21 protein-coding genes are annotated in these 22,209 nt (G+C 49.1%); 14 read left to right on the top strand and 7 right to left on the bottom strand.

All coding sequences use genetic code 11. The features are described from left to right. The 4 genes from AC6R0S_RS03800 to fabV form a co-directional block, all read left to right on the top strand. A partial coding sequence (locus tag AC6R0S_RS03800) for a hypothetical protein (RefSeq protein ID WP_500637249.1) occupies positions 1-206 on the top strand: 206 nt, incomplete at its 5' end. Positions 207-276: 70 nt separating this feature from the next. Beyond that, positions 277-903 carry a TetR family transcriptional repressor PsrA gene (gene psrA / locus AC6R0S_RS03795; protein WP_334550821.1) on the top strand — a complete coding sequence of 209 codons (627 nt, stop codon included), beginning with the start codon at positions 277-279 and terminating at the stop codon, positions 901-903. A gap of 112 nt (positions 904-1,015) precedes the next feature. Further along, positions 1,016-3,301 (top strand): acyl-CoA dehydrogenase, encoded by a 2,286-nt coding sequence (locus tag AC6R0S_RS03790; protein ID WP_500637248.1) that lies wholly within the window; start codon positions 1,016-1,018, stop codon positions 3,299-3,301. A gap of 204 nt (positions 3,302-3,505) precedes the next feature. Continuing rightward, positions 3,506-4,708, top strand: a complete 1,203-nt coding sequence (fabV, locus tag AC6R0S_RS03785) for an enoyl-ACP reductase FabV (protein ID WP_334550818.1) — start codon at positions 3,506-3,508, stop codon at positions 4,706-4,708. 146 nt (positions 4,709-4,854) lie between these two features. On the opposite strand, the gene xthA is transcribed toward fabV, so the two are convergent. Continuing rightward, positions 4,855-5,661 carry an exodeoxyribonuclease III gene (gene xthA / locus AC6R0S_RS03780; RefSeq protein WP_500633524.1) on the bottom strand — a complete coding sequence of 269 codons (807 nt, stop codon included), beginning with the start codon at positions 5,659-5,661 and terminating at the stop codon, positions 4,855-4,857. A gap of 213 nt (positions 5,662-5,874) precedes the next feature. Between xthA and AC6R0S_RS03775 the strand changes: the two genes are divergently transcribed. Next, positions 5,875-7,992 (top strand): methyl-accepting chemotaxis protein, encoded by a 2,118-nt coding sequence (locus tag AC6R0S_RS03775; RefSeq protein WP_500633525.1) that lies wholly within the window; start codon positions 5,875-5,877, stop codon positions 7,990-7,992. Between the two features lie 129 nt (positions 7,993-8,121). Here the strand turns inward: AC6R0S_RS03775 and rsmS are convergent, their stop codons facing one another. The 4 genes from rsmS to dinG are packed head-to-tail and all read right to left on the bottom strand — an operon-like array spanning position 8,122 to position 11,763. Then, entirely contained in the window at positions 8,122-8,298 is a 177-nt protein-coding gene (rsmS, locus tag AC6R0S_RS03770; protein ID WP_500633526.1) for a pleiotropic regulatory protein RsmS, read from the bottom strand. After that, positions 8,298-8,846, bottom strand: coding sequence for a primosomal replication protein (locus AC6R0S_RS03765; protein ID WP_334550813.1), 549 nt, complete (start codon positions 8,844-8,846; stop codon positions 8,298-8,300). Before AC6R0S_RS03765 ends, rsmS begins: the two co-directional genes overlap by 1 nt. Before the next feature lie 4 nt (positions 8,847-8,850). Next, positions 8,851-9,630 (bottom strand): sulfite exporter TauE/SafE family protein, encoded by a 780-nt coding sequence (locus AC6R0S_RS03760; protein WP_500637247.1) that lies wholly within the window; start codon positions 9,628-9,630, stop codon positions 8,851-8,853. 60 nt (positions 9,631-9,690) lie between these two features. Then, the gene (gene dinG / locus AC6R0S_RS03755; protein ID WP_500637246.1) at positions 9,691-11,763 is read right to left on the bottom strand and encodes an ATP-dependent DNA helicase DinG; all 2,073 of its coding nucleotides are present in this window, start codon (positions 11,761-11,763) and stop codon (positions 9,691-9,693) included. A gap of 515 nt (positions 11,764-12,278) precedes the next feature. On the opposite strand from dinG, the gene AC6R0S_RS03750 reads away from it, so the two are divergent. Both AC6R0S_RS03750 and AC6R0S_RS03745 read left to right on the top strand, forming a co-directional pair. Then, entirely contained in the window at positions 12,279-13,271 is a 993-nt protein-coding gene (locus tag AC6R0S_RS03750; RefSeq protein ID WP_500633529.1) for a porin, read from the top strand. 87 nt (positions 13,272-13,358) lie between these two features. Next, positions 13,359-14,030, top strand: coding sequence for a DUF2057 family protein (locus AC6R0S_RS03745; protein WP_500637245.1), 672 nt, complete (start codon positions 13,359-13,361; stop codon positions 14,028-14,030). A gap of 39 nt (positions 14,031-14,069) precedes the next feature. On the opposite strand, the gene bioA is transcribed toward AC6R0S_RS03745, so the two are convergent. Further along, positions 14,070-15,362: an adenosylmethionine--8-amino-7-oxononanoate transaminase gene (bioA, locus tag AC6R0S_RS03740; RefSeq protein ID WP_500637244.1), complete on the bottom strand. Its 1,293-nt coding sequence runs from the start codon at positions 15,360-15,362 to the stop codon at positions 14,070-14,072. Between the two features lie 129 nt (positions 15,363-15,491). Between bioA and bioB the strand changes: the two genes are divergently transcribed. From bioB to bioD, 4 genes are read left to right on the top strand one after another with little or no spacing between them, the layout of a single operon-like run. After that, positions 15,492-16,544: a biotin synthase BioB gene (bioB, locus tag AC6R0S_RS03735; RefSeq protein ID WP_500631640.1), complete on the top strand. Its 1,053-nt coding sequence runs from the start codon at positions 15,492-15,494 to the stop codon at positions 16,542-16,544. Beyond that, a complete protein-coding gene (gene bioF / locus AC6R0S_RS03730; RefSeq protein ID WP_500637243.1) occupies positions 16,531-17,712 on the top strand; it encodes an 8-amino-7-oxononanoate synthase in 1,182 nt (393 codons plus the stop codon). The genes bioB and bioF overlap by 14 nt, the downstream gene beginning before the upstream one ends. Further along, a complete protein-coding gene (bioC, locus tag AC6R0S_RS03725; protein ID WP_500637242.1) occupies positions 17,700-18,542 on the top strand; it encodes a malonyl-ACP O-methyltransferase BioC in 843 nt (280 codons plus the stop codon). Before bioF ends, bioC begins: the two co-directional genes overlap by 13 nt. Beyond that, the gene (gene bioD, locus AC6R0S_RS03720; protein WP_500637241.1) at positions 18,539-19,246 is read left to right on the top strand and encodes a dethiobiotin synthase; all 708 of its coding nucleotides are present in this window, start codon (positions 18,539-18,541) and stop codon (positions 19,244-19,246) included. The genes bioC and bioD overlap by 4 nt, the downstream gene beginning before the upstream one ends. 100 nt (positions 19,247-19,346) lie before the next feature. On the opposite strand, the gene AC6R0S_RS03715 is transcribed toward bioD, so the two are convergent. After that, on the bottom strand, positions 19,347-19,514 hold the full coding sequence (locus AC6R0S_RS03715; protein WP_500637240.1) for a hypothetical protein: 168 nt from the start codon (positions 19,512-19,514) through the stop codon (positions 19,347-19,349). A gap of 370 nt (positions 19,515-19,884) precedes the next feature. Here AC6R0S_RS03715 and htpX point away from each other — a divergent pair, with 370 nt between their 5' ends. The 3 genes from htpX (at position 19,885) to AC6R0S_RS03700 (ending at position 22,104) form a co-directional block, all read left to right on the top strand. Then, complete coding sequence (gene htpX / locus AC6R0S_RS03710; RefSeq protein ID WP_334550795.1) at positions 19,885-20,745, top strand: protease HtpX; 861 nt, start codon at positions 19,885-19,887, stop codon at positions 20,743-20,745. Positions 20,746-20,959: 214 nt separating this feature from the next. Beyond that, a complete protein-coding gene (locus tag AC6R0S_RS03705) occupies positions 20,960-21,379 on the top strand; it encodes a nuclear transport factor 2 family protein (protein WP_500637239.1) in 420 nt (139 codons plus the stop codon). Further along, positions 21,376-22,104, top strand: coding sequence for an SDR family NAD(P)-dependent oxidoreductase (locus AC6R0S_RS03700; protein WP_500637238.1), 729 nt, complete (start codon positions 21,376-21,378; stop codon positions 22,102-22,104). Before AC6R0S_RS03705 ends, AC6R0S_RS03700 begins: the two co-directional genes overlap by 4 nt. Positions 22,105-22,209 lie beyond the last annotated feature (105 nt).

Here is a 22,209-nt window from a genome sequence, read left to right as displayed (position 1 = left end):
AGGTTAATACAAGCATCCCAACACTTCCACTCAGCACCTTGCTCACTACACCTATTCAGACCGGGGACGGCCCAAACAGTTCAATAAATTTCCTCTCTTTTTTCTTCTTTGCACACTTTTTTGTTCGCAAGGAAAAATCTCTCTTACGTTTCAATGAATTACTTTCACACTTTTTTATCTGGTCAGACCAAAGCGCAAAAATGTGATGTTAATTGGTTGTTAGTTAAATGTTTCGGATGTATATTTCAAACAGTTGTTTAATACGAGTGCTTTAAAATGTCGGCGAGAAATAAGACGAAAGAGAAAATCCTAGATGTAGCGGAAGCGTTGTTTGCTGAGCATGGTTTTAATGACACGTCTCTTCGCACCATTACCAGCAAAGCTGGAGTGAATCTCGCGTCAGTCAACTATCACTTTGGCGATAAGAAAACCTTGGTACGTGCAGTGCTAAACCGTTATCTCGAAGCTTTTATGCCCTCAGTGCAAGATGCACTAATAAACTTAAATCTCAATGATACGTATGAAATGTCAGACGTGTTTGAGTCACTGCGTACGCCACTAAGAAACTTAAACGATGTGAGACCGAACGGCACCAGCCGCTTTATGTTGCTGATTGGACGTGGTTATACCGATGTGCAAGGTCACTTGCGTTGGTTCATCACCACACGTTACCAAGAGACGTTATCACTGTTTACGCAATCGGTGATGAAAGCCAACCCTGAGTTGACTCAAGAAGCGCTGTTCTGGCGTTTGCATTTTACCCTCGGCACCTGCGTGTTCACTATGGCTTCGAGTCAAGCGCTGCTAGAGATCGCTGAAAATGATTACGGCAAAGCGATGGATGCTAAGTCCGTCGTTGACCAACTGATTCCTTATTTGGCTGCGGGCGTCGCGGCGAAATAAATCGAGTAATAGCGAAGGTTTTTAAGACCAATAAAGCATTTTTAACATCAACAAAGCATTTATAACACTAACAATAAGTTCAACACCCTAACGCGAACAAAAGGATCGGATTATGTGCTCTCTAAGAAGAAAATGGGTCAGCGACCCAGCTTTCAAAATGTTCAAAAAAGTACTACCGCCGCTATCAAGCACAGAGAAAGAAGCCATGGAAGCGGGCAGCGTATGGTGGGACGGAGAGTTGTTCTCAGGCCGTCCTGATTTTCGTAAGTTGCACCAATATCCTGCACCAACGCTAACATCGGAAGAGCAAGCCTTTATGGACAATGAGCTCGAAACCTTGTTGGCGATGCTCAATGACCACAAGATCGTCAAAGAAGATCGCGATCTGCCAAAAGAAGTGTGGGATTACCTACGCAAAGAGCGCTTTTTCTCGCTGATCATTTCGAAAGAGTATGGCGGTCGTGAATTCTCTGCATTGGCAAACTCAACCATCGTTTCGCGCATCGCCACTCGCAGTATCAGTACAGCGGTATCGGTCATGGTGCCAAACTCGTTAGGTCCGGGTGAGCTGTTGTCCCACTATGGTACGCAAGAGCAGAAAGATTACTGGCTGCCACGTCTTGCCGATGGTACCGACATTCCGTGTTTTGCGCTAACTGGCCCGGAAGCGGGTTCAGATGCCGGTGGCATTCCCGATGATGGCGTCGTCTGTTACGGCGAGCATGAAGGGAAAGAGGTGCTGGGTATTCGCCTCAACTGGAACAAGCGTTACATCACTCTCGCACCCGTTGCTACGGTACTTGGCCTTGCGTTTAAAATGTATGACCCAGACGGCCTGTTGGGCGATGAAAAAGAGCTCGGTATTACCTGTGCGTTGATCCCGGCGGATCACAAAGGGGTGGAGATCGGTGAGCGTCATGACCCGCTAGGGTTGGCGTTTATGAACGGTCCAACGCGCGGTAAGGATGTCTTTATTCCTATGGATTGGCTCATTGGTGGCCAAGACTACGCCGGTAAAGGTTGGCGCATGCTGGTGGAATGTTTGTCAGCAGGTCGCGGTATCTCGTTGCCAGCTCTTGGCACTGCGATTGGCCACCTGACGTCACGCACTACAGGCGCGTATTCCTACGTGCGTAAGCAGTTTGGTATGTCGATCGGTAAGTTCGAAGGGGTTGCAGAAGCGCTAGGGCGTATCGGTGGTTTGACGTACTTGCTAGAAGCGAGCCGCACACTCACCACGACCTCGTTAGATCTGAAAGAGAAACCGGGCATTGTGACGGCGATTGCCAAATACCACATGACGGAAATGGCCCGCACTATTTTGAATGATTCGATGGACATTCACTCAGGCCGCGCTATTCAAGACGGCCCGATGAACTACCTTGCTACGCACTATCTCGGTGTGCCGGTCGCTATTACCGTGGAAGGTGCGAATATTTTGACCCGTAACCTGATGATCTTTGGTCAAGGGGCGACGCGTTGTCATCCATACGTACTGAAAGAAATGGAAGCGGCCGCCAACCCAGATGAAAAAGAGGGTGCGAAGCAATTTGATGATTTGCTGTTCAAACACATCAAACATGCGATGGGCAACACCTTCGGCGCGTTTGGCGCGGCGCTCACCGGCTCTCGCTTTATCAAAGCCGATATGAGCGGGCCAACGCAGCAATACTATAAAGAGATGACACGTCTCAGCCGTGCGTTGGCGGTCAGTGCGGACATCGCAATGGCGACACTGGGCGGCGATCTAAAACGTAAAGAGATGATCTCGGCGCGTTTAGGGGATGTACTGGCGTATCTTTACATGGCGTCTGCGGCACTGAAAAAGTACGAAGATGAAGGTCGCCAGCAGCAAGATCTCGATTACGTACACTACGCCGTGCAGCACTGTTTGTATCACGCGGCGCAGTCATTGCAGCAAGCCTTTACCAACTACCCACAAAAAGCGGTTGGGCGTTTGCTGAAAGTGATCATCTTCCCACTGGGCAATCGCTACACCAAGCCAAGTGATCAGCTTACTGTGAAACTGGCAGAAAGTCTGATGACACCAGGAGCGCACCGTGATCGCCTCACTCACCTTTGCTACATTGGCAAAGACGCGGATGACAGTGTCGGCTTGATGGAAAACGCGTTCCTTGCCATGTATGGGGTGAAGAGCTTAGAGCGCAAACTGATGCGTGCAGCTAAAGACGGTGTAGTCGCTCGTAAAGGGCTGCTGACCGAGCGATTAGCGCAAGCCTTAGACGCTGGCGTGCTGACTCAAGCTGAAGTGGATAAGATCTTGGCCGCGGATAAATTGCGTTACCGCGCCATTCAAGTGGACCACTTTAGCCACGATTTCAGCGAGACTCGTACCCATCAAGAGGGTGCGAAGCCAAAGCTCGATAGCGTGGCGTAATAAAGTACGTCACCGCTCTTACTACTCAGAGGCACCGTCATGGTGCCTCTGCTGTTTCTGCTCAGTAAAATGCTTTGGATACCACAGAGAGAAGCCACAGGAAGTGATCCAACCACTTGCCTTTTCACGACATTTTTACAGAAATTAGATGCGATCTGGCGTTGAACCTTTTATCCTAGCCGGGTTTTGTTAAGGAAGTTGAATATGATCATCAAACCTAGAATTCGTGGATTTATCTGTACAACAACGCACCCAGTGGGTTGTGAAGCTAACGTAAAAGAACAAATTGCTTACACTAAGGCGCAAGGCCCAATCAAGAACGCACCTAAGCGTGTACTGGTTGTGGGCGCATCGAGTGGCTACGGTCTATCTTCTCGTATCGCAGCGGCATTTGGTGGCGGCGCTTCAACCATCGGTGTGTTCTTCGAGAAAGAAGGCACAGAGAAAAAGCCGGGCACAGCCGGTTTCTACAATTCTGTCGCTTTTGAAAAACTCGCGCGTGAAGAAGGTCTTTACGCAAAAAGCTTGAACGGTGACGCGTTTTCAAACGAAGCAAAAGAAAAAACCATTGAGCTGATCAAACAAGATCTGGGTCAGATCGATATGGTGGTGTACTCACTGGCTTCTCCAGTACGTAAAATGCCAGAGACGGGTGAAGTGATTCGTTCTTCTCTCAAGCCTATCGGCGAAACCTACACATCGACAGCGGTGGATACCAACAAAGATGTGATCATCGAAGCGAGCGTTGAGCCTGCGACTGAAGAAGAGATCAAAGATACTGTCACCGTAATGGGTGGCGAAGATTGGGAATTGTGGATCAATGCCCTCTCTGAAGCCGGCGTGCTGGCTGATGGCTGCAAAACCGTCGCTTACAGCTACATTGGCACTGAGCTGACGTGGCCGATCTACTGGGACGGTGCGCTAGGTAAAGCGAAGATGGACTTAGACCGCGCAGCCGCAGCACTGAACGAGAAACTTTCTTCAACCGGTGGCAGCGCGAATGTCGCAGTATTGAAATCGGTTGTGACTCAAGCGAGTTCTGCGATTCCTGTTATGCCGCTTTATATCGCTATGGTCTTTAAAAAGATGCGTGAGGAAGGCGTTCACGAAGGGTGTATGGAACAAATCTACCGCATGTTCAGCCAGCGTCTTTACAAAGAAGATGGCAGCGCAGCAGAAGTGGATGAGAAGAACCGCCTGCGTTTAGACGACTGGGAATTGCGCGACGACATCCAACAACACTGCCGTGACCTATGGCCACAAATCACCTCTGAAAACCTAAAAGAGCTGACGGATTACGTCGAGTATAAAGAAGAGTTCTTGAAACTGTTTGGTTTTGGTGTTGAAGGCGTGGATTACGACGCGGATGTTAACCCAGACTACAAAGCCGACTTTATCGCTATCTAACCGCTGCTTATCGTAACGTCACTACTCAAAATGTGGCGTTAGAAACAAAAAATCCGGAGTTGATGCTCCGGATTTTTTTCACTGCTATTTTCAATCGGCGGCTTTGGAACGTCGGCTTACCCAGCTCTTTATCCTAGTCAGTCCGCTTACTTAAACGTCGACCAAATAGGCGCGTGGTCAGACGGTTTTTCAATCCCGCGCAGCTCGTAATCAATATCCGACTCGACGCATTTTTGCGCCAAACTTGGCGTAGCTAGAATCACATCAATACGTAGACCACGGTTATCATCGAAACCGCGAGAGCGATAATCAAACCATGAAAAACGATCGTCGACACTCGGATGAACCTGACGGAACGTATCGACCAATCCCCAATCCATCAAGGTGTTAAGCCACTCGCGCTCCTCTGGTTGGAACGAACACTTGCCCGTTTTTAACCAACGTTTGCGGTTGGGTTCACCAATACCAATATCGCTGTCCAGTGGGCTGATATTGATGTCACCCATCACGATTAATTGCTCGTCGCTGCTGTGATACTCGTTCAAGTAGGTCATTAAATCTTGATAAAACTGACGCTTATACGGGTACTTGGTTTCGTGGTGGATGTTGTCACCTTGAGGGAAGTAACCATTGAGGACGGTCACTTTCTCTCCCGCGTCGTCTTCAAACGTCGCCATGATCATGCGTTTTTGATGATCATCATTGTCGGTCGGAAAGCCTTTTTGCACGTGAATCGGCGCTTTCTTACACAGCATGGCCACACCGTAGTGCGCTTTTTGACCGTGAAAGTACACGTGATAGCCCATCGCTTCCACATCCTCGAGTGGGAAAGCTTCATCATGCACCTTGATTTCTTGAAGACCAATCACGTCAGGTTGATGCTTATCAATAATGGCTTGCAGTTGATGAAGGCGGGCGCGAAGGCCGTTGATATTAAAAGAGATGACTTTCATTGATAATCCTTGCTTGAATAGGTCTCGTTTTTGCAGTCTAAATCCACTGGTTTTGAATAGTAACACTTCCACTTTTGGCTGACTAATGCCAAGCGTTCAGCATCTTCCTCCGAGCGATAGTAACAAATTCTTAAACTTTTGATTGATAATCAAGTTCAATATGCTGTAATGATTGAACAAAACTATCAACAAGTTTGCTTATAAGGATGTATTATGCGAACGCTTTCGGTTCAATGGAAGATCACGCTTTTCGCTGGCTGCTGTCTCCTCATTACGTCACTCTCTTTAATTGGCTTCTCGGTCTACAACGCTTTATCCAATCAACAATTGATCAAAGCGCAAAGCGCGGAATCGGTGATCGATAAATCCGAGCAGTTGCTGCAAACGCGCGCTCTACTCAGCGGTACTGAGGTGGCGGAGTATCTCAATGAAGCGCTCTACCGCGCAGAAATGTTGGCCTCCAGCGCCATGTTCTTAAAGCGCAATACCGAAGAAAACTTTGGTGACAGTGAAGAGCTGCGTACCGCATTGGATGAAATGGTTCGTCGTTCGGTGATGGACTTTGAATCGATTCAAGGGGCGTATTTGGTCTTTAGACCGGACATGCTCGACAATGAAGACAGCAATTACGTTGATGCTGAGTATGTCGGTTCAAATGAAGTGGGCCGTTTTGCGCCTTACTGGATCACCGCGCAAAATGGTGAAAATGTGGTGAACAGCGTGCTCAGTGAAGCCCTGCTTTTAGACCCAAGTAATCGTGAGCGCTTTGAGTGTCCATTGACCACAGCACAAGCGTGTGTGACTACGCCACGTTTGATTACTCAAGAGGAGGAAACATTTTTAACCTCCTCGATTTCGGTACCGATTATGCTTGATGGCACCAGCATTGGTTTCTTTGGGATTGATTTGCGTCTCGACGCCTTGAAAGAGGTGGTGGCCGATGCGGATAGCAAACTCTTTTCGGGCGATGGCAGCGTCAATATTGTTAGCTTTGATGGCTCTTTGATCGCCAGTGACGCGCCTGACGCGGCCATTGGTCAACCTTATCAGAGCGACATGCACAGCAGTGAAGCGCTACGAGAGTTGCTCTTGGGTCAAGAAGTGGTGACACAGTGGAGCGAAAGCGGTGACTGGATGACGGTGTTCGCACCGATTATGGTGGCGAATCAAACCTGGGGCGTATTGTTTGATATGCCAAGAAACAGTGTGTTGGCCGATGCCGATGACCTTGACGCGACCATTACGGCGCAAGTGGAATCGAGCGTGACCACCGAACTGTTGGCGGGTTCGGTCCTGGTGCTGTTTGGTTTATTTACGATTGGTGTTATGGCTAATCGCTTGGTGAAACCGATTCGTGACGTGGTGGCGCGTTTGGATGATATCGCGTCGGGCGAAGGTGATCTTACCCAACGTATTGAGGTGAAATCGGCGGATGAAATTGGTCAGCTCGCCATGGGTTTCAACTCGTTTTTGGAAAAGCTGCAACACATTATTCGTGATGTGATTGATACCACGATGCAAGTAGGGACCACAACCGAACAATCGAAAGTGGCCGCCCAAGGCACGAGACGCAGCAGTGACGCCCAGTTTAAAGAGGTCGACTTAGTCGCGACGGCGTCTGAAGAGATGACGCAAACCGCAGGCCTTGTGGTACAAAACGCAGAAATTGCGGTGCAAGAGGCGGATAAAGCGCATCAGGCGGCAACCGTCGGTCAACAAGTGATTGAAAAATCGCAACATGAAATGGAACATCTGGTTGAACGTATGACCGCAGCGGTGCCCGTAGTGGAAGAGCTGGCGAAGAACAACGCCAACATCACGGAAATTTTGACTGTGATTGAGGGCATTTCGGAGCAAACCAACCTGTTGGCGCTCAACGCTGCGATTGAAGCGGCGCGCGCGGGTGATCAGGGGCGTGGCTTTGCCGTGGTGGCCGATGAGGTCCGTAATCTTGCCAGCCGTACCCAAGACTCAGTCGGTGAAATTCGCAAAGTGATCGAAAGTGTGCAGAAGGGCACCCAAGATGTGGTGTCTGCGATTCAAGAGGGCAATGAGCTCGCCAATCACTCTGCCAGCCAGGTTGAACAGGCGGTACAAGAGCTTAATCACGTATTTGGCGCGATCGCTTCCATCAACGATATGAACAATCAGATTGTTAAAGCGGCAGAAGAGCAGCAGTCGGTGTCAGGCGAAGTGAATCAAAGTGTCGCTAATATCCGCGATCTGAGCGCACAAATTTTGTCTCAAGCGGAAGAGTCAGAAACGGTCAGCGGCCAGATCAGTGAGCTGTCGAAAAATCAGCAGCAACTGGTCAATCAATTTAAGGTATAGCATCAAAGAACATACATCTCTTATTGAGAAAAACGCGCTCGGTGAATCCCATCACCGAGCGCGTTTTTGTTTTATCCAGCGATTAGTCGATAAGCAAGAAAGCAAGTCTTTGAAGTCAGGGCGTTGACCTTATTGTGCCAACTTTCGCTCTAAATCGCTTTTTACGATATCGATAGCGGCTAAAGCAGTATGAGGATCGATCTCATTGCTCTCCAATAAATAGATCAAATCTACCGCCAGTTTGATCTCTTCGGGGGCGTTTTCAAGCCCGCTGTTTGCTGCCGCTGACTGTTCTTGGCTAGACATTACTGGTTTCTCTCTCGATAGGTGATTTGATTTTCGATTTTCAACTTAGACTCTTGGCACCGTTTTAGACGCTGCTCGGTAGCCAGTAACGCTTGCTGCGCTTGTGCTTGGGCAAACGATGAGGCGTTTTGCAGTGCACGCTCTTTATCTCTCACCATCTCTTTTAAGCGACGTTCCCACTCTTGATGCTGCGCCAGTTGTTGGTAGAGCTCGTTGATGGGCTTTCTATAATAGCTTTTGTGCTTAGGTTCGTTTTTACGGATTGAGGTGGTGGCCAATTCGCGCTCAATGGCACTGATTTGCGACAGTAAACGCTCGCCGAGGTATTCTGCTCGGTGCGTGGTCAATTTGCCCGCTTGTTCTTCGCGCAAAATCGACGTCAATGTGGCTTGTGTTTCTGTCACGCAGGGAACAAGCAGTTTGGCTCGGCAGGAAAACAGCCGTTCATCAAACAGCGGTAGGTGGTGCTCACCGCGTTGGCGATCAAGCCCCGCGGCTTGCAGGGCAAGGTTCTCTAAGGTTTGCTTTAGCGAATCGAATCTATTCATTGCGTTAACCAGGGATAAACCACGCATCAAACGCCAGTTTGACGGCGAGCACACTGACGACCGTAACAAAGACTGGGCGTATAAACGTTGCGCCAAATCGTATCGCGGAATGAGCACCAACGAACGCACCAGCCATCAAACAGACACCCATCGTCAGACCTAGTACCCAATCGATGTGACCCAAAATCGCAAATGTCACCAATGACGTAAAGTTGCTGGTAAAGTTCATCGCCTTGGCCAAACCAGAAGCCAACAAAATATTGAGGCGATAGAGCGCCATTGAGCTCACGGTCCAAAACGCACCAGTACCGGGGCCGGCAACGCCATCATAAAAGCCTAGAATCAAACCTTGGCCTATCTGCTTTTTATGTAGTATAGGGCAAGGTGGTGGCGATTCATTGATTTTTGCGTTCGGTGTTTTATGCCAAACAGTATAGACAGCCGCTGCCAGAATAATCAGCGGTAAGATTTTTTCAAGCCACTCGGTTGAGATGAAATCAACAAACAAGGTGCCTAAGATTGCCCCTGCTAGGGTGGCAAAGAACGCTCTTAGCCAACATTCAGGTTTAAACAGGCGCTTTCGGTAGTAAGTAAACGCGGCGGTTGATGATGCGAAGGTCGCCGCTAACTTGTTTGTACCGAGCGCAATGTGCGGCGGTAGGCCGAGCGACAGGAGAGCAGGCACCGTTAACATGCCGCCACCGCCGGCGACGGCATCAATAAATCCAGCAACAAAAGCAACCAGTGCCAACACCAACAACATGGTTGGCTCAAAAAGTTCCATAATGTGTATTCTTCTTTATATGCTTGACGCGCTTGTAAGTTATGGGTGTCAATCGCACCACTATTTAATGGTGCGTTTAAATGGAGGAAGTGAGTCCAACAGCGCACTCCCGTAACGTTTGGTGACCAGTCTGCGATCAAGGATGACGACTCTACCAGAATCGCGCTCTTTACGCAGCAAGCGACCGACAGACTGAATCAGCTTTTTACTCGCTTCGGGTACCGAGATCTGCATAAACGGATTTCCGCCTTTGCGCTCGATGTATTCTGCATGGGAGCGCTCCACAGGGGAGGTCGGCACCGCAAACGGAATCTTGGTGATCACCAGGTTGGTCAGCAAGTCACCCGGTAAATCCAGCCCTTCTGAGAAGCTGCCAGTGCCAAACAGAATGCTCGTCTTGCCACACTGCACAAGGGTTTTATGTTTTTTTAGGATTTCAGAGCGCGACTCTTGACCATGAATTTGCAGCGCCCAACCCTTTTTAACAAATTCGCTACTCAGCGCTTCTGCGACTTGGTTCATTTGCCAATAGGAGGAGAATAAAACCAAATTGGCCTGTTTGTCTTCAATCCAGTTAGGCAATATCTCTATAAGATATTCAGTAAACTGTGGCGCTTGGGGCTCCATCTTCATTGCCGGTATGACCAATTCGGCTTGGTTGGCGTAGTCAAACGGCGACGAGAGCGCAAGAAAGCGCACACCGTCTTCCTCTTTTTCACTCACGCCAGCTTGGCGACAGAAAAAGCTGAATGAGTTGAGCGCGCGAAGAGTCGCGGAAGTGAGTACCGCTCCAACGCAGCGGCTCCAGATCTGTTGATCCAATTGCCAACCCACTTCGAGCGGCGAGACATTGACGATAATGTCGCCTTCGCGTTCCGGATGTAGTGATAACCAACGCGCTAAAGGTGCGCCTTTTTCACGCGTGGGCTCGGCCATTAAGCGCCAAACTTGGGCGAGATTGTCAAAACGCTGAATGTAAAAACCGAGCTCAGCGAGCGCGGGTTCTGCGAGTCGGTTCGCAATTTCGCCGTCTTTGACGCGTTCTGAAATCAGATCCGCCACCTTAGCGACGGCCTGAGCACCTTTGACCGAATAGGTCTTCAATTCTTTGGCCTGTTCAAATAGCCAAGTGGGCAGCTCGCCATGTTCAAAGCGATAATGACGATCTTCAAACGCCTGAGTATCAAACTGTGCGGGGAGCTTCGCCAAGGTTGGAATAAGCTGCGCAATGCTGTCTTGCAACTCATTTTTAAACCTTGCGACGCGCTTTTCATCGGCAAGGCCTGCAAATTTGGTCACACTTTGATTGAGCTTTTCTAGCCAACTGGCAGCGCCTTTACAACTGGCTGCGGCAGAGGCGTGATCGCGCGCGACGTGGGGTAAGTGGTGCGCCTCATCAAACACATAAAAGGTGTTCTCAGGCTCTGGAAGTATCACGCCACCCCCGAGATCGGCATCGGCCATCACCAAGCTGTGGTTGGCAATGATCACGTCGACCTTATCAAGCTCGGCACGGGCCTTTTGAAACGGACACTGGCGATGCGCAGGTAAACTGGTGTTGCAGCTGTGCTTATCGCTGACAATCATTTGCCACAAGTGGTCGGGAATTGGCTTGGGCCAAGCGTCACGGTCACCATTCCATTTGTTTTGTGCCAACTTGGTGTGCATGAGCTCAAGCAGTTCAACCTCTTTTTTCTTCGGCTTACTTTCGAACATCGCCATCTGCCCGCCGTCTGCCCCACACGCGGTGTAGAGCTTTTCAGCACAGCAATAACGGCCTCGGCCTTTGGCGAGGATAAAGGAGAACTCACGATCAGAGAGGCGTCTATATAGTGGCAAATCCTTATTGATGAGCTGCTCTTGCAGCGCGACGGTGGCGGTGGAGATGACCACTTTACGATTATTGAACAGCGCAACGGGTATCACGGCCATCAGATAGGAGAGTGATTTGCCAATCCCGGTCCCCGCTTCTGCAACTATCATCCGGTTAGATTTGTGATACTCGCCACATAATGTTTTGGCGATCTCTGCGACCAAGTAGTTTTGTGCTCGGCGAGGAACGAAGTTTTCTAACTGATGTTGGAGAGATTGATAACTGTGGCGGATAGAATTTTGTATCTTACTGGCAATCATATGGGGACCTTCGCTATGGGCGACGGATGATAGCACAGTTTGCTAAACGCTACTCAGTTCACGAAATAGAATCTCAAATGACCAAATCTAGATCTCCTTCACAAAAAAAAACTGAACCTTCAAGAACTTATAATTAATTCTAATTGTAAAATATATATCACTCCAAATAATCACAAATGGTAGATTTATATTCTGTCATTTACTTAATTTTATCGATTAATTGGCGTTTAAGTCTAAATGTTAACGGTTTTGGTAAGGCCTGTGGCGTGGAGATATTTTTATGAACCTGGTCTAAAAAACGGCAGCTTTATATGTAAACATATGATTTTAAAATAATTTATGTTTTTTTAGTTGTGTGGTTTAGAACATTTGACACTTAGGGGAATCTTTTGCAATCTAAACCTCGAAATTTAGTGGCGATGACATCGGACCAATAAAGAGTTTGAGTCATCTTCTAAAACATAAAGGGAACCGGATAGGGAATTCCCATTCTATAGAAAAGGCAGTGGATTATTATGAAAAAGACTCTAGTAGCTCTAGCAGTACTTATGGCGGCTTCGTCTGCTAACGCGGCGATTGAGGTGTACAACCAAGATGGTGTTTCAGTAAACCTGAAAGGTGATATTGAAGTTGTTTACCGCAACGACGTAACTGGCTCAAGCCAAATGCAGCAACGCATCGAAGACGCTGATTTCGGCTTTGACATCCGTTACATGGTAAACGATGACTGGACAGTCGGTGCATACTGGGAGTTCGACGGTTCAGAAAGCACTAACTCAGAAATTACGCGTAACGGTGACACCTATGTAGCTGCGTACCACAAGACGGCTGGCTCAATTAAATTTGGTCGCCTATGTACTGCTGCTGATGATCTAGGTATCGGCTCTGATGAAGCGTTTGGTATTGCTTCTCTTCTTGAAGCAGCGACAGATGAGTGCTCTGACGAAGCAGTACGTTATGATTTTGACAACGGTGATTTATACGCAACCCTAGGTTTCGTACAAAACAAACTTGATCAAGGCCTACTGCTTGATGGAGGTGAAATCTCTTCAGAATCCAAGCAACGTGGTTCTCAGGATACATATTACGATGCACGAGTTGGCTACCGTGTAGCTGATTTTGACCTATCTGCGTTTTTTGCCCAGTACAATGCAGACGACAGCGCAGAGCAAAAAGATGATACTGCTTACGCGTTTGAAGCTGTATACGGTGGCCTTGAAAACATCAGCCTAGCTATTGCTTACTACGCAGTTGCAGCAGACGCTGCTAACTCTGATAACAGCAACGTGTCTTTTGCTGCAGATTACAGTCTAGGTAAACTTGGCTTTGCAGCTGGTTACTCAATCGGCTCTCACGACGACAAGACTAAAGAAGCAGACCGTTGGTTCGTTAACTCAACATACGCTGTAGCACCAAACACTAAGCTTTATGCAGAAGTTGGTGGTCTAGATCAAGAAGGTGTTGATGACAACACTGGTCTAGCAATCGGTGTTGAAGCTTCTTTCTAATCATTTAGCTTAAGAAGTTTAGGAATCATAAAGCCACCTTCGGGTGGCTTTATTTCATGTTATCCATACAAATGACAGAGGGAAAGGATGAGAGCTTATATTTTTATGTGGTTTTTGGTGGTTGCCTCAACACATTCCAGTCATGCTGCAACGCTCACACCTAAGCGTGGAGTGAGTATTCTATATATTAATGGTCAGAGTGCAGAGAATAAGATCGGAGTGAATTCCATTAAAGAGGGTTACACACAAATTGTTGTCAGAATGGATAAAAATATGTCAAAGGGCTCTAGCGGTGACGTGTTTACTTCTAAGCCTTATGTCCTAACTTTTACTATGTCCGGTGACCAGGCTACTATTGATCATCCTGTCGCGAGAAGTTCTATGGAGGCGAGGGCTGTTTTTGAATCCCCTAATCCTGAATGGCGATTATTTATAGATGGCAATGAAGTTGAATATACACAGGGGATAATACAAGGTAAAACTGGATTTCTACCTTTCTCTGGACTTAAGGCATCTTTGGCAGAATACAATGAGCAGCGCGGAATCTACTTCGACAAAGGTTCGCTCGTCGATAAACCTGTCGCCGCCGTCAGCGCAACCGCTGTTACCGCCGCCGCTATGACGGATATGGCTGAAGCCCCACAAGTCGCCCCTCAAATGGTTGACACCAACAACCTTGACCAACTTAAAGCCTGGTACCTAAAATCTTCCACCGAAGAGCGCAAAGCCTTCCGCCGCTGGATGATTGATCAGGAGTAAGTTCCTAGTGTCTAGTTCCTAGTTCCTAGATTTTGGGAACTAGGATTCAGTTTGAGTTTTAAAACACGCCTCTTTCCCCAGCGCGCTCTCCACTGCCATTACCAACTTCTCAATATGCTTAGGTTCGCTGATAAACGGCGGCATCATATAGATAAGACGTCCGAATGGGCGTATCCAGACGCCTTGCTCAACAAAATGCGCTTGGATGTTTTCCATATCCACCGCTGTCGTCGTCTCTACCACACCAATCGCGCCGAGCCAGCGCACGTCTTTGACTTTTTGATATTTTTTTAGTCTCGGCAGCAGCGAAGCAAATTGACGTTCGATGCCCGCAACTTGTGTTTGCCATTCGCCGGTTTTCAATAAGTCCATACTGGCACTTGCGACGGCGCAGGCGAGGGGGTTGCCCATAAAAGTCGGGCCGTGCATAAAGCAGCCGGCTTCGCCCGAACAGACGGTGTCAGCAACGTGGCGAGTGGTGAGCGTGGCGGATAACGTCATGTAACCGCCGGTGAGCGCTTTACCGACACAGAGGATGTCTGGCTGAACCTCGGCGTGTTCGCAGGCAAACAGCTTGCCTGTGCGGCCAAAGCCGGTGGCGATTTCATCCAATATCAGCAGCACGCCATAGTCGTCACACAGTTGGCGTACGCCTTTTAGAAATTCTGGGTGATAAATGCGCATGCCTCCCGCACCTTGCACTATGGGCTCAAGAATGACCGCCGCTATTTCTTGATGATGATTAGCGAGCTGTTGACGAAAATCGTCCAGATCACTGGGTTGCCACGTTTGCCAGAAGCCTGTTTGAGGCGAGCGAGCAAAAATGTGTTCAGGCAGAAAGCCTTTATAGAGCGAATGCATGGAGTTGTCAGGATCAGTTACCGACATCGCCGCAAAGGTATCGCCATGGTAGCCATCTCGAAGGGTGAGAAACTTTGAGCGCGGCTCGCCTTTCGCATGCCAATATTGCAGCGCCATTTTTAGGCTCACTTCCACCGCCACCGAACCAGAATCGGCAAGAAACACCTGTTCAAGATTATCCGGTCCGAGCTCAAGCAGCGCTTGACACAAGGTGATCGCCGGTTGATGGGTGATGCCACCAAACATCACATGAGAGAGGGTGTCAATTTGTTCATGGGCGGCACGATTTAACGCAGGATGATTGTAGCCGTGAATCGCAGCCCACCAAGACGACATGCCATCGACCAGCTGCTCACCGCTCTCTAATTCAAGATAGACACCCTCTGCGCTACGAACAGGGTAGCAGGTCAGAGGTGTGAGAGTAGAAGTGTACGGATGCCAGATATGGCGGCGATCAAAGGCGAGATCCATCAAAGTTCCTTAATAAATCAAAGTTCAAATATTAAGCAGATGTAAACCTGCGTGTTTTTATTGTGTTGACAGTGCGTATGGTGTCAGTAGACTGGCGAGAAATCAATCCAATAATAAAAAGGAAAGCAGGTGGAAGTACGTCATAACTGGACTGTCGAGCAAGTCCGTGCGCTCATGGAAAAGCCATTCATGGACTTAGTCTTTGAAGCGCAAACCGTCCATCGCCACTATCAGCAGGCCAATCACGTGCAGGTGAGTACCCTGCTGTCGATCAAAACCGGCGCTTGCCCGGAAGATTGCAAATATTGTCCGCAAAGTGCGCGTTACCAAACTGACATTGAAAAAGAGCGATTGATGGAAGTCGAGCGGGTACTCGATGCCGCGCAAAAAGCGAAAAGTGCGGGTTCCACACGCTTCTGTATGGGCGCGGCATGGAAGAACCCCAAACAGCGCGATATGCCTCATCTCACCGAGATGATCAAAGGCGTCAAAGAGATGGGGCTTGAGACTTGTATGACTCTGGGCATGTTGACGGCCGAGCAGGCGAAAGAGCTCTCACAGGCTGGTCTTGACTACTACAACCACAACTTAGATACCTCGCCAGAGTTCTACGGCAACATCATTACTACTCGCACTTATCAAGATAGACTGGACACTCTGTCACACGTGCGTGACGCAGGCATGAAGATTTGCTCCGGTGGCATTATTGGCATGGGTGAGAGCGCCAATGACCGAGCGGGCTTACTGGTTGAGCTGGCTAATCTACCGACACACCCTGAGAGTGTGCCGATCAATATGCTCGTTAAGGTCAAAGGGACCCCACTGGAAGAGGTCGAGGACGTCGAGCCGTTTGATTTCATCCGCTTAATTGCCATTGCGCGCATTATGATGCCGCGCTCTGCAGTACGCCTCTCTGCTGGACGTGAAAATATGAACGAGCAGATGCAAGCACTGTGCTTTATGGCCGGGGCCAACTCGGTGTTTTATGGTTGCAAACTGCTGACCACGCCAAACCCATCGGAAGACAAAGATATGCAGCTGTTCAAAAAGCTGGGCATTAACAGTCAACAGGTGTCGCAAAAGCCGGATGAAATAGAAGAGAACGATCTGCTGGATCGCGTTGTTGAACGTGTGGCAGCTCGCCCAGCCAAAGACGACCTGTTCTACGATGCCAGCGTTTGATTCTCGCGTGCGCGCTGCGCTGGCTGAGCGCAGCTCGCAGGGCTTACTGCGTCAGACACACACTTTGCACGGTGGCAATCAGGTAGAAATTGCTGATAACGAGCGCCGATACTTGAATTTTTCCAGCAACGACTATCTTGGTCTTGCGACGAACGCCACTATTGGGCAAGCCTGGCAGCAAGGTATCACCGTCTATGGCAATGGCTCTGGCGCATCGCCATTGGTGACAGGTCATGGCGGCGCGCATCAAGCGCTGCAAGAGCGGCTGTGTGAATGGCTAGGTTATGAGAGGGCGGTGCTGTTCAGCTCCGGTTTTGCCGCTAATCAAGCGCTGCTATTGAGTTTACTTCAGCAAGACGATGTGCTGATTCAAGACAAACTCAACCACGCATCCTTGATGGAAGCAGGGGTACTCTGTCCTGCGACCATGAAGCGCTTTAAACACAACGATATGCCGTATTTGCGCCAGGTATTGAACACCATTGCTCCTGAGACTGCCACCCTTGTTGTTACCGAAGGGGTGTTTAGCATGGATGGCGATCTTGCGCCGCTGCAAGGGATCAGCGAGCTCACAGAGCAACAGGCATGGCTTGCGGTTGATGACGCTCACGGTATCGGCGTGCTCGGCGAAGGTGGACGCGGCAGCTGCCAGCATGCGGGCATCAAACCACAGGTGTTGATTGTCACCTTTGGTAAAGCGTTTGGGCTCTCAGGTGCGGCGATTCTGTGTCATGACGAATTGGCCGATTACTTGACGCAATTTGCTCGCCATTATGTCTACTCGACAGCCATGCCCGGTGCGCAAGCGGTCGCCCTGCATAAAGCGAGCGAGATCATTGAGCAGCAGCAGTGGCGCAGAGATAAGTTAGCTGAATTGACGGCACTGTACGATCAACTGCTTAGTGACGAACCTGGATATGTGTCAACGCCGACACCCATCAAGCCTTGGCTCATTGGCGAAAGTGACGATGCGGTGGCCACCGCCTCACAGCTGAAACAGCAAGGTATATGGTTGACCGCCATTCGCCCGCCAACCGTACCCAAAGGCAGCGCGCGGCTACGCATTACTTTAACCGCCAATCATACTAAAACGCACATTCATCAGTTGGCCCAAGCCATCAAAGGCGCAAGAAAACCCACGGGACGAGGACACTCATGCACGCGGTAAAGACACCTTCCCCACATCCTCTTACACCGGTGAGCGTCAAAACAGTCAGCGATAAAGCAGTGAGCGATAAATCCGCCATTCGTGATGCGTTTAGCAAAGCATCCGCCACCTACGATGCCCATGCTGCTTTCCAGCGTGATGTGGGTGAGAGACTGCTTGCACGCATGCCCAGCGATTTGAGTGGTCAAGTCGTGCTGGATGTCGGTTGCGGGACGGGGTATTTCTCTTGGCAGCTACAACAGCGCGGGGCTAAGGTGATCTGTCTTGATCTCTCTCCGGATATGTTGGCGGCCGCGAGGGCCCGCTGCGGTGACGTGAACATGCACTATCAATTAGGCGATGCCGAACAGTTGCCGCTGCAAGCGGGCAGTGTGGATTACGTGTTCTCAAGCTTGGCTTTGCAGTGGTGCGAGGACTTGGCTCTGCCACTTAAAGAAATGCGCCGCGTAGTGAAAAAGGGCGGTGAGATTGTATTTTCGACTTTGCTGGATGGATCGCTCGATGAGTTGAAATGCGCATGGCGCAATATTGATTCATATCAACACGTTAACGATTTTATTACCGTCAATCAGTTAAAACTTGCGTTAGCGCAATCTGAATCAAGCAACCATCATCTAGACTTGCCCGCTGTCACAGTGTGGTATGAGACTGCTTTTTCTCTAATGCGTGATTTAAAGGGCATTGGCGCAAACCATGTGAGCGGCCGCTCACCGGGACTCATGAGTCGCCAAACGCTTAGAAAGTTAGAGCAAGCGTACCAGGTATTTCAAAACCAAGAGGGGTTGTTACCCGCAACTTATCAGGTTTGTTTAGGGGTTATACATCGATGATTGATGCTTTTTTTATTGCTGGTACGGATACCGATGTAGGCAAAACGGTTGCTTCTAAAGCAATCCTTAACGCTTTAGCCGAGAAAGGAATGAAGACAATTGGCTATAAGCCGGTTGCGGCTGGAAGCGAACAGACAGAATTTGGACTGCGTAATTCAGACGCGCTCTATTTACAAAGCGCTGCAACGTTGGATGTCGCTTATGAAGACGTCAACCCGTATGCGTTAGAGCTGCCTGCATCACCACATATTGCGGCGCAGCGCGAAAATGTGACGATTGATTACGCGGTGCTGAGCGATAAGTTAGCGCAACACAAGCAAAATGCGCAGATGGTCCTTGTCGAAGGCGCGGGCGGCTGGCGCGTGCCAGTGTCCGAAAGTGACTGTTTATCGACTTGGGTCGTGCAAGAAAAGCTGCCGGTGGTACTGGTGGTGGGTATTAAGCTGGGCTGTTTGAGTCACGCGATGTTGACGCTAGATGCCATCAAAGCCGATGGTCTTGACGTCATTGGCTGGGTTGCAAACCGCGTCAACCCGGGCACAGAGCATTATCGTGACATCATTGAAATGCTTGAGAACAAGATTGACGCACCTAAAATCGGCGAGATTCCATACGTGCCGAGCGTCAAACGCAAAGATTTGGCAAAATACATCAATGTTGAGCCGTTGATTGCTGGTGCGACCTCACCTTTGTTAGAAGTGTGATCGGTTTTAGGCGATAACCGCACTGAAGAGACAAAAAGGGCAGCCGTGTGGCTGCCCTCTCTCGTTGCGTCTTTATCCGATGCGTTTATTTCGTTGCCGTTTACTGCTCTTCGCTTAGCCCCAGCATGGCTTGCTGCATTTCCATTGCGTGGTTCTGCGCTGATTGCCCCAAGGCTAATCCCAGTTGTTGTTTGGCCTCATCCTCAGACAATCCTAAGTGACAACGAAGCATATCAATAGCCATTTGATAGTTGTTAGTTTCAACCATGATGTCGTTCTCTTATCCATGGAAGTGAAAATCTGTTTGAAATCTACCATGAAACCAAGATGCAGCAATAAGACCAAAGTCTAATGGTGTTTGGTTGGCCTGTTGAATGATACAAGATAGAGGTGAAAAAGTGCTGTGACATCAAATGTTTCAATTTGCCACTTAACGTTATTGAGAAAAGGAATACACTCTCTTTATCCCTGATAAATTGTGGGGTGCGTCATACTTAGCCTGAAATAATTCCTATGCTAGGTATTGATATTGAGTCAATGTGCCCACAATTCATCTACAACAGGTCATTCGTAACAGTTCATTCAGAACAGGCGATGGATCTGTTCACTGTCAGCTTTTGCGTGGAGAAGAGTAAATAATGAAGCGTGTCATGTTATTTCTAGCGACCAACTTAGCCGTTATCCTTGTGCTTAGTGTGGTGCTTAATATCGTTTATGCGACCACCGGTTTGCAGCCAGGTAGCCTATCGGGCTTGCTGGTAATGGCGGCGGTATTTGGTTTCGGCGGTTCGTTCATTTCTCTCTTGATGTCTAAGAGTATGGCGCTTCGCTCCGTTGGTGGCATGGTAATTGAAAGCCCACGCAACGAAACAGAACACTGGCTGCTTGAAACCGTAAAACGTCAATCTGACCAAGTGGGCATCGGTATGCCGACAGTGGCCATTTATGATTCTCCTGATATCAATGCTTTTGCGACAGGCGCTAAGCGTGATGACTCTCTGGTCGCGGTATCGACCGGTCTTTTGCACAACATGACCCGCGATGAAGCGGAAGCTGTGTTGGCACACGAAGTGAGCCACATCGCCAACGGTGATATGGTCACCATGACCTTGATGCAAGGTGTGGTGAATACCTTTGTGATCTTCTTGTCACGCTTTATTGCCAATATCGTCTCGTCGAACCGCGACGAAGAGGGCGGCAGTAGCATGATGGTCTACTTCGGTGTCTCTATGGTGTTGGAATTGGTGTTTGGTTTCCTCGCGAGCTTTATTACCATGTGGTACAGCCGTCACCGTGAGTTCCACGCCGATGCGGGTGCGGCGAATTTGGTTGGCAAACACAAGATGATTGCTGCACTTGAGCGCCTTAAAGTGAGCCACGAGTCTCAACTCGAAGGATCGATGATGGCCTTTGGTATTAACGGTAAACGCTCAATGACCGAACTGCTTATGAGCCACCCTCCACTGGATAAGCGCATTGCCGCACTGCGCAACTCATAACGCTTATCTCGTCATAAAGACAACTTAATTGACTGAAAAGGCTTGGTTTATCACCAAGCCTTTTTTTGATCTTATTCGCTAAGCAGACGTACAACGTGGCAGTGTAAAGTTGTACAAAAAATAATTTGTACAACTTTTGATGTTCAACTAAGGTTATATAAGTTGTACATTAAATAAAAATGTATAACTTGTGTGAATGTAAGGTGGAGGCGAAATGGACGTCCAGTCAGTCGGCAGTATCTATCAGCAACTCGATAAGCATAATCTGGTGTTGCTTGAGCAGGTCTATCACCAAAATGTGGTATTTGAAGATGCCGCTCATCGAATGGAAGGCTGGCCTGAGCTTGAGCGCTACTTCCAGTCGCTTTATAGCAATGTCCAGCGCTGCGAGTTTGATATTCAGTACGCCCAACAAAGCGGCGATATGGGTTTTTTAACTTGGGTGATGACGTTGGAGCACCCCAAATTGTCCAAAGGCAAGCCTGTTGCTGTCAATGGCGTGTCTCATCTTAAATTTGCCGATGGCAAAGTTATTTACCATCGCGACTACTTCGATCTTGGTGAAATGTTGTACGAAAACTTGCCTATTTTGGGTAGCGTCATTAAATCGATCAAACAGAGGCTCGGACAATGAAGACCGTTCTCATCACGGGGGCGACCTCTGGCATCGGCAAGCAGCTGGCGATGGATTACGCCCGAGACCATTGGAAGGTGATCGCTTGTGGTCGAAACGAGCAAGCGCTCGCAGAGCTGGCGCAGCAATTTGAGACGATAACGCCGCTGCGGTTTGATGTCACCGATCTCGCGCAGACCACTCAAGCCATCGACTCCCTCGAGAACACACCGGACGTATGGCTGCTCAGCGCCGGAGATTGTGAGTACATCGATGATGGTTTGATGGATGCTGCTCTGTTCGAGCGCATTTTTGCGATTAATGTGATGGGGGTGGTCAATCTCGTCACCGCAGCGCAATCGCATTTTTCACCAGGGCAGCGTGTCGCAATTTTGGGTTCGATCGCCAGTGAGGTCGCCTTGCCAAGGGCAGAAGCTTATGGCGCCTCAAAAGCGGCGGTTAGCTATCTCGCCCGCACGCTGCAGCTGGATCTCAAGCCCAAAGGCGTTGATGTCACGCTCATTTTTCCAGGCTTTGTCAAAACGCCGCTCACGGACAAAAATACGTTTGATATGCCGATGATGGTTTCGGTGCAATCGGCATCGGACTCGATTCGAAGAGGTTTGGAAAAGGGTGTGTCGACGCTCTATTTCCCCAAACGATTCACCACGCTACTGCGCGTGTTTGGTGCGTTGCCTTATCGTTGGCAAACCGCGCTGGTCAGCCGACTACTTGGCTCGCGTTGAACGCATTCGCTGCATAGATAACAGGATAGGGAACAAGGATAACAACAATGAAAATAGCAATCATCGGCTCGGGTATTTCAGGTTTAACCTGTGGTTACTACCTAC

It is taken from the genome of Vibrio sp. R15-SG3-ISO1B (assembly GCF_059833835.1).
Note: the sequence above shows the minus strand (reverse complement) of the source record. Positions and strands in the feature narration are given on the sequence as shown.

Coding starts and splice junctions, on each gene's coding strand:
- psrA (WP_334550821.1), top strand. CDS start 277: ATGTCGGCGAGAAATAAGACGAAAGAGAAAATCCTAGATGTAGCGGAA.
- AC6R0S_RS03790 (WP_500637248.1), top strand. CDS start 1,016: ATGTGCTCTCTAAGAAGAAAATGGGTCAGCGACCCAGCTTTCAAAATG.
- fabV (WP_334550818.1), top strand. CDS start 3,506: ATGATCATCAAACCTAGAATTCGTGGATTTATCTGTACAACAACGCAC.
- xthA (WP_500633524.1), bottom strand. CDS start 5,661: ATGAAAGTCATCTCTTTTAATATCAACGGCCTTCGCGCCCGCCTTCAT.
- AC6R0S_RS03775 (WP_500633525.1), top strand. CDS start 5,875: ATGCGAACGCTTTCGGTTCAATGGAAGATCACGCTTTTCGCTGGCTGC.
- rsmS (WP_500633526.1), bottom strand. CDS start 8,298: ATGTCTAGCCAAGAACAGTCAGCGGCAGCAAACAGCGGGCTTGAAAAC.
- AC6R0S_RS03765 (WP_334550813.1), bottom strand. CDS start 8,846: ATGAATAGATTCGATTCGCTAAAGCAAACCTTAGAGAACCTTGCCCTG.
- AC6R0S_RS03760 (WP_500637247.1), bottom strand. CDS start 9,630: ATGGAACTTTTTGAGCCAACCATGTTGTTGGTGTTGGCACTGGTTGCT.
- dinG (WP_500637246.1), bottom strand. CDS start 11,763: ATGATTGCCAGTAAGATACAAAATTCTATCCGCCACAGTTATCAATCT.
- AC6R0S_RS03750 (WP_500633529.1), top strand. CDS start 12,279: ATGAAAAAGACTCTAGTAGCTCTAGCAGTACTTATGGCGGCTTCGTCT.
- AC6R0S_RS03745 (WP_500637245.1), top strand. CDS start 13,359: ATGAGAGCTTATATTTTTATGTGGTTTTTGGTGGTTGCCTCAACACAT.
- bioA (WP_500637244.1), bottom strand. CDS start 15,362: ATGGATCTCGCCTTTGATCGCCGCCATATCTGGCATCCGTACACTTCT.
- bioF (WP_500637243.1), top strand. CDS start 16,531: ATGCCAGCGTTTGATTCTCGCGTGCGCGCTGCGCTGGCTGAGCGCAGC.
- bioC (WP_500637242.1), top strand. CDS start 17,700: ATGCACGCGGTAAAGACACCTTCCCCACATCCTCTTACACCGGTGAGC.
- bioD (WP_500637241.1), top strand. CDS start 18,539: ATGATTGATGCTTTTTTTATTGCTGGTACGGATACCGATGTAGGCAAA.
- AC6R0S_RS03715 (WP_500637240.1), bottom strand. CDS start 19,514: ATGGTTGAAACTAACAACTATCAAATGGCTATTGATATGCTTCGTTGT.
- htpX (WP_334550795.1), top strand. CDS start 19,885: ATGAAGCGTGTCATGTTATTTCTAGCGACCAACTTAGCCGTTATCCTT.
- AC6R0S_RS03705 (WP_500637239.1), top strand. CDS start 20,960: ATGGACGTCCAGTCAGTCGGCAGTATCTATCAGCAACTCGATAAGCAT.
- AC6R0S_RS03700 (WP_500637238.1), top strand. CDS start 21,376: ATGAAGACCGTTCTCATCACGGGGGCGACCTCTGGCATCGGCAAGCAG.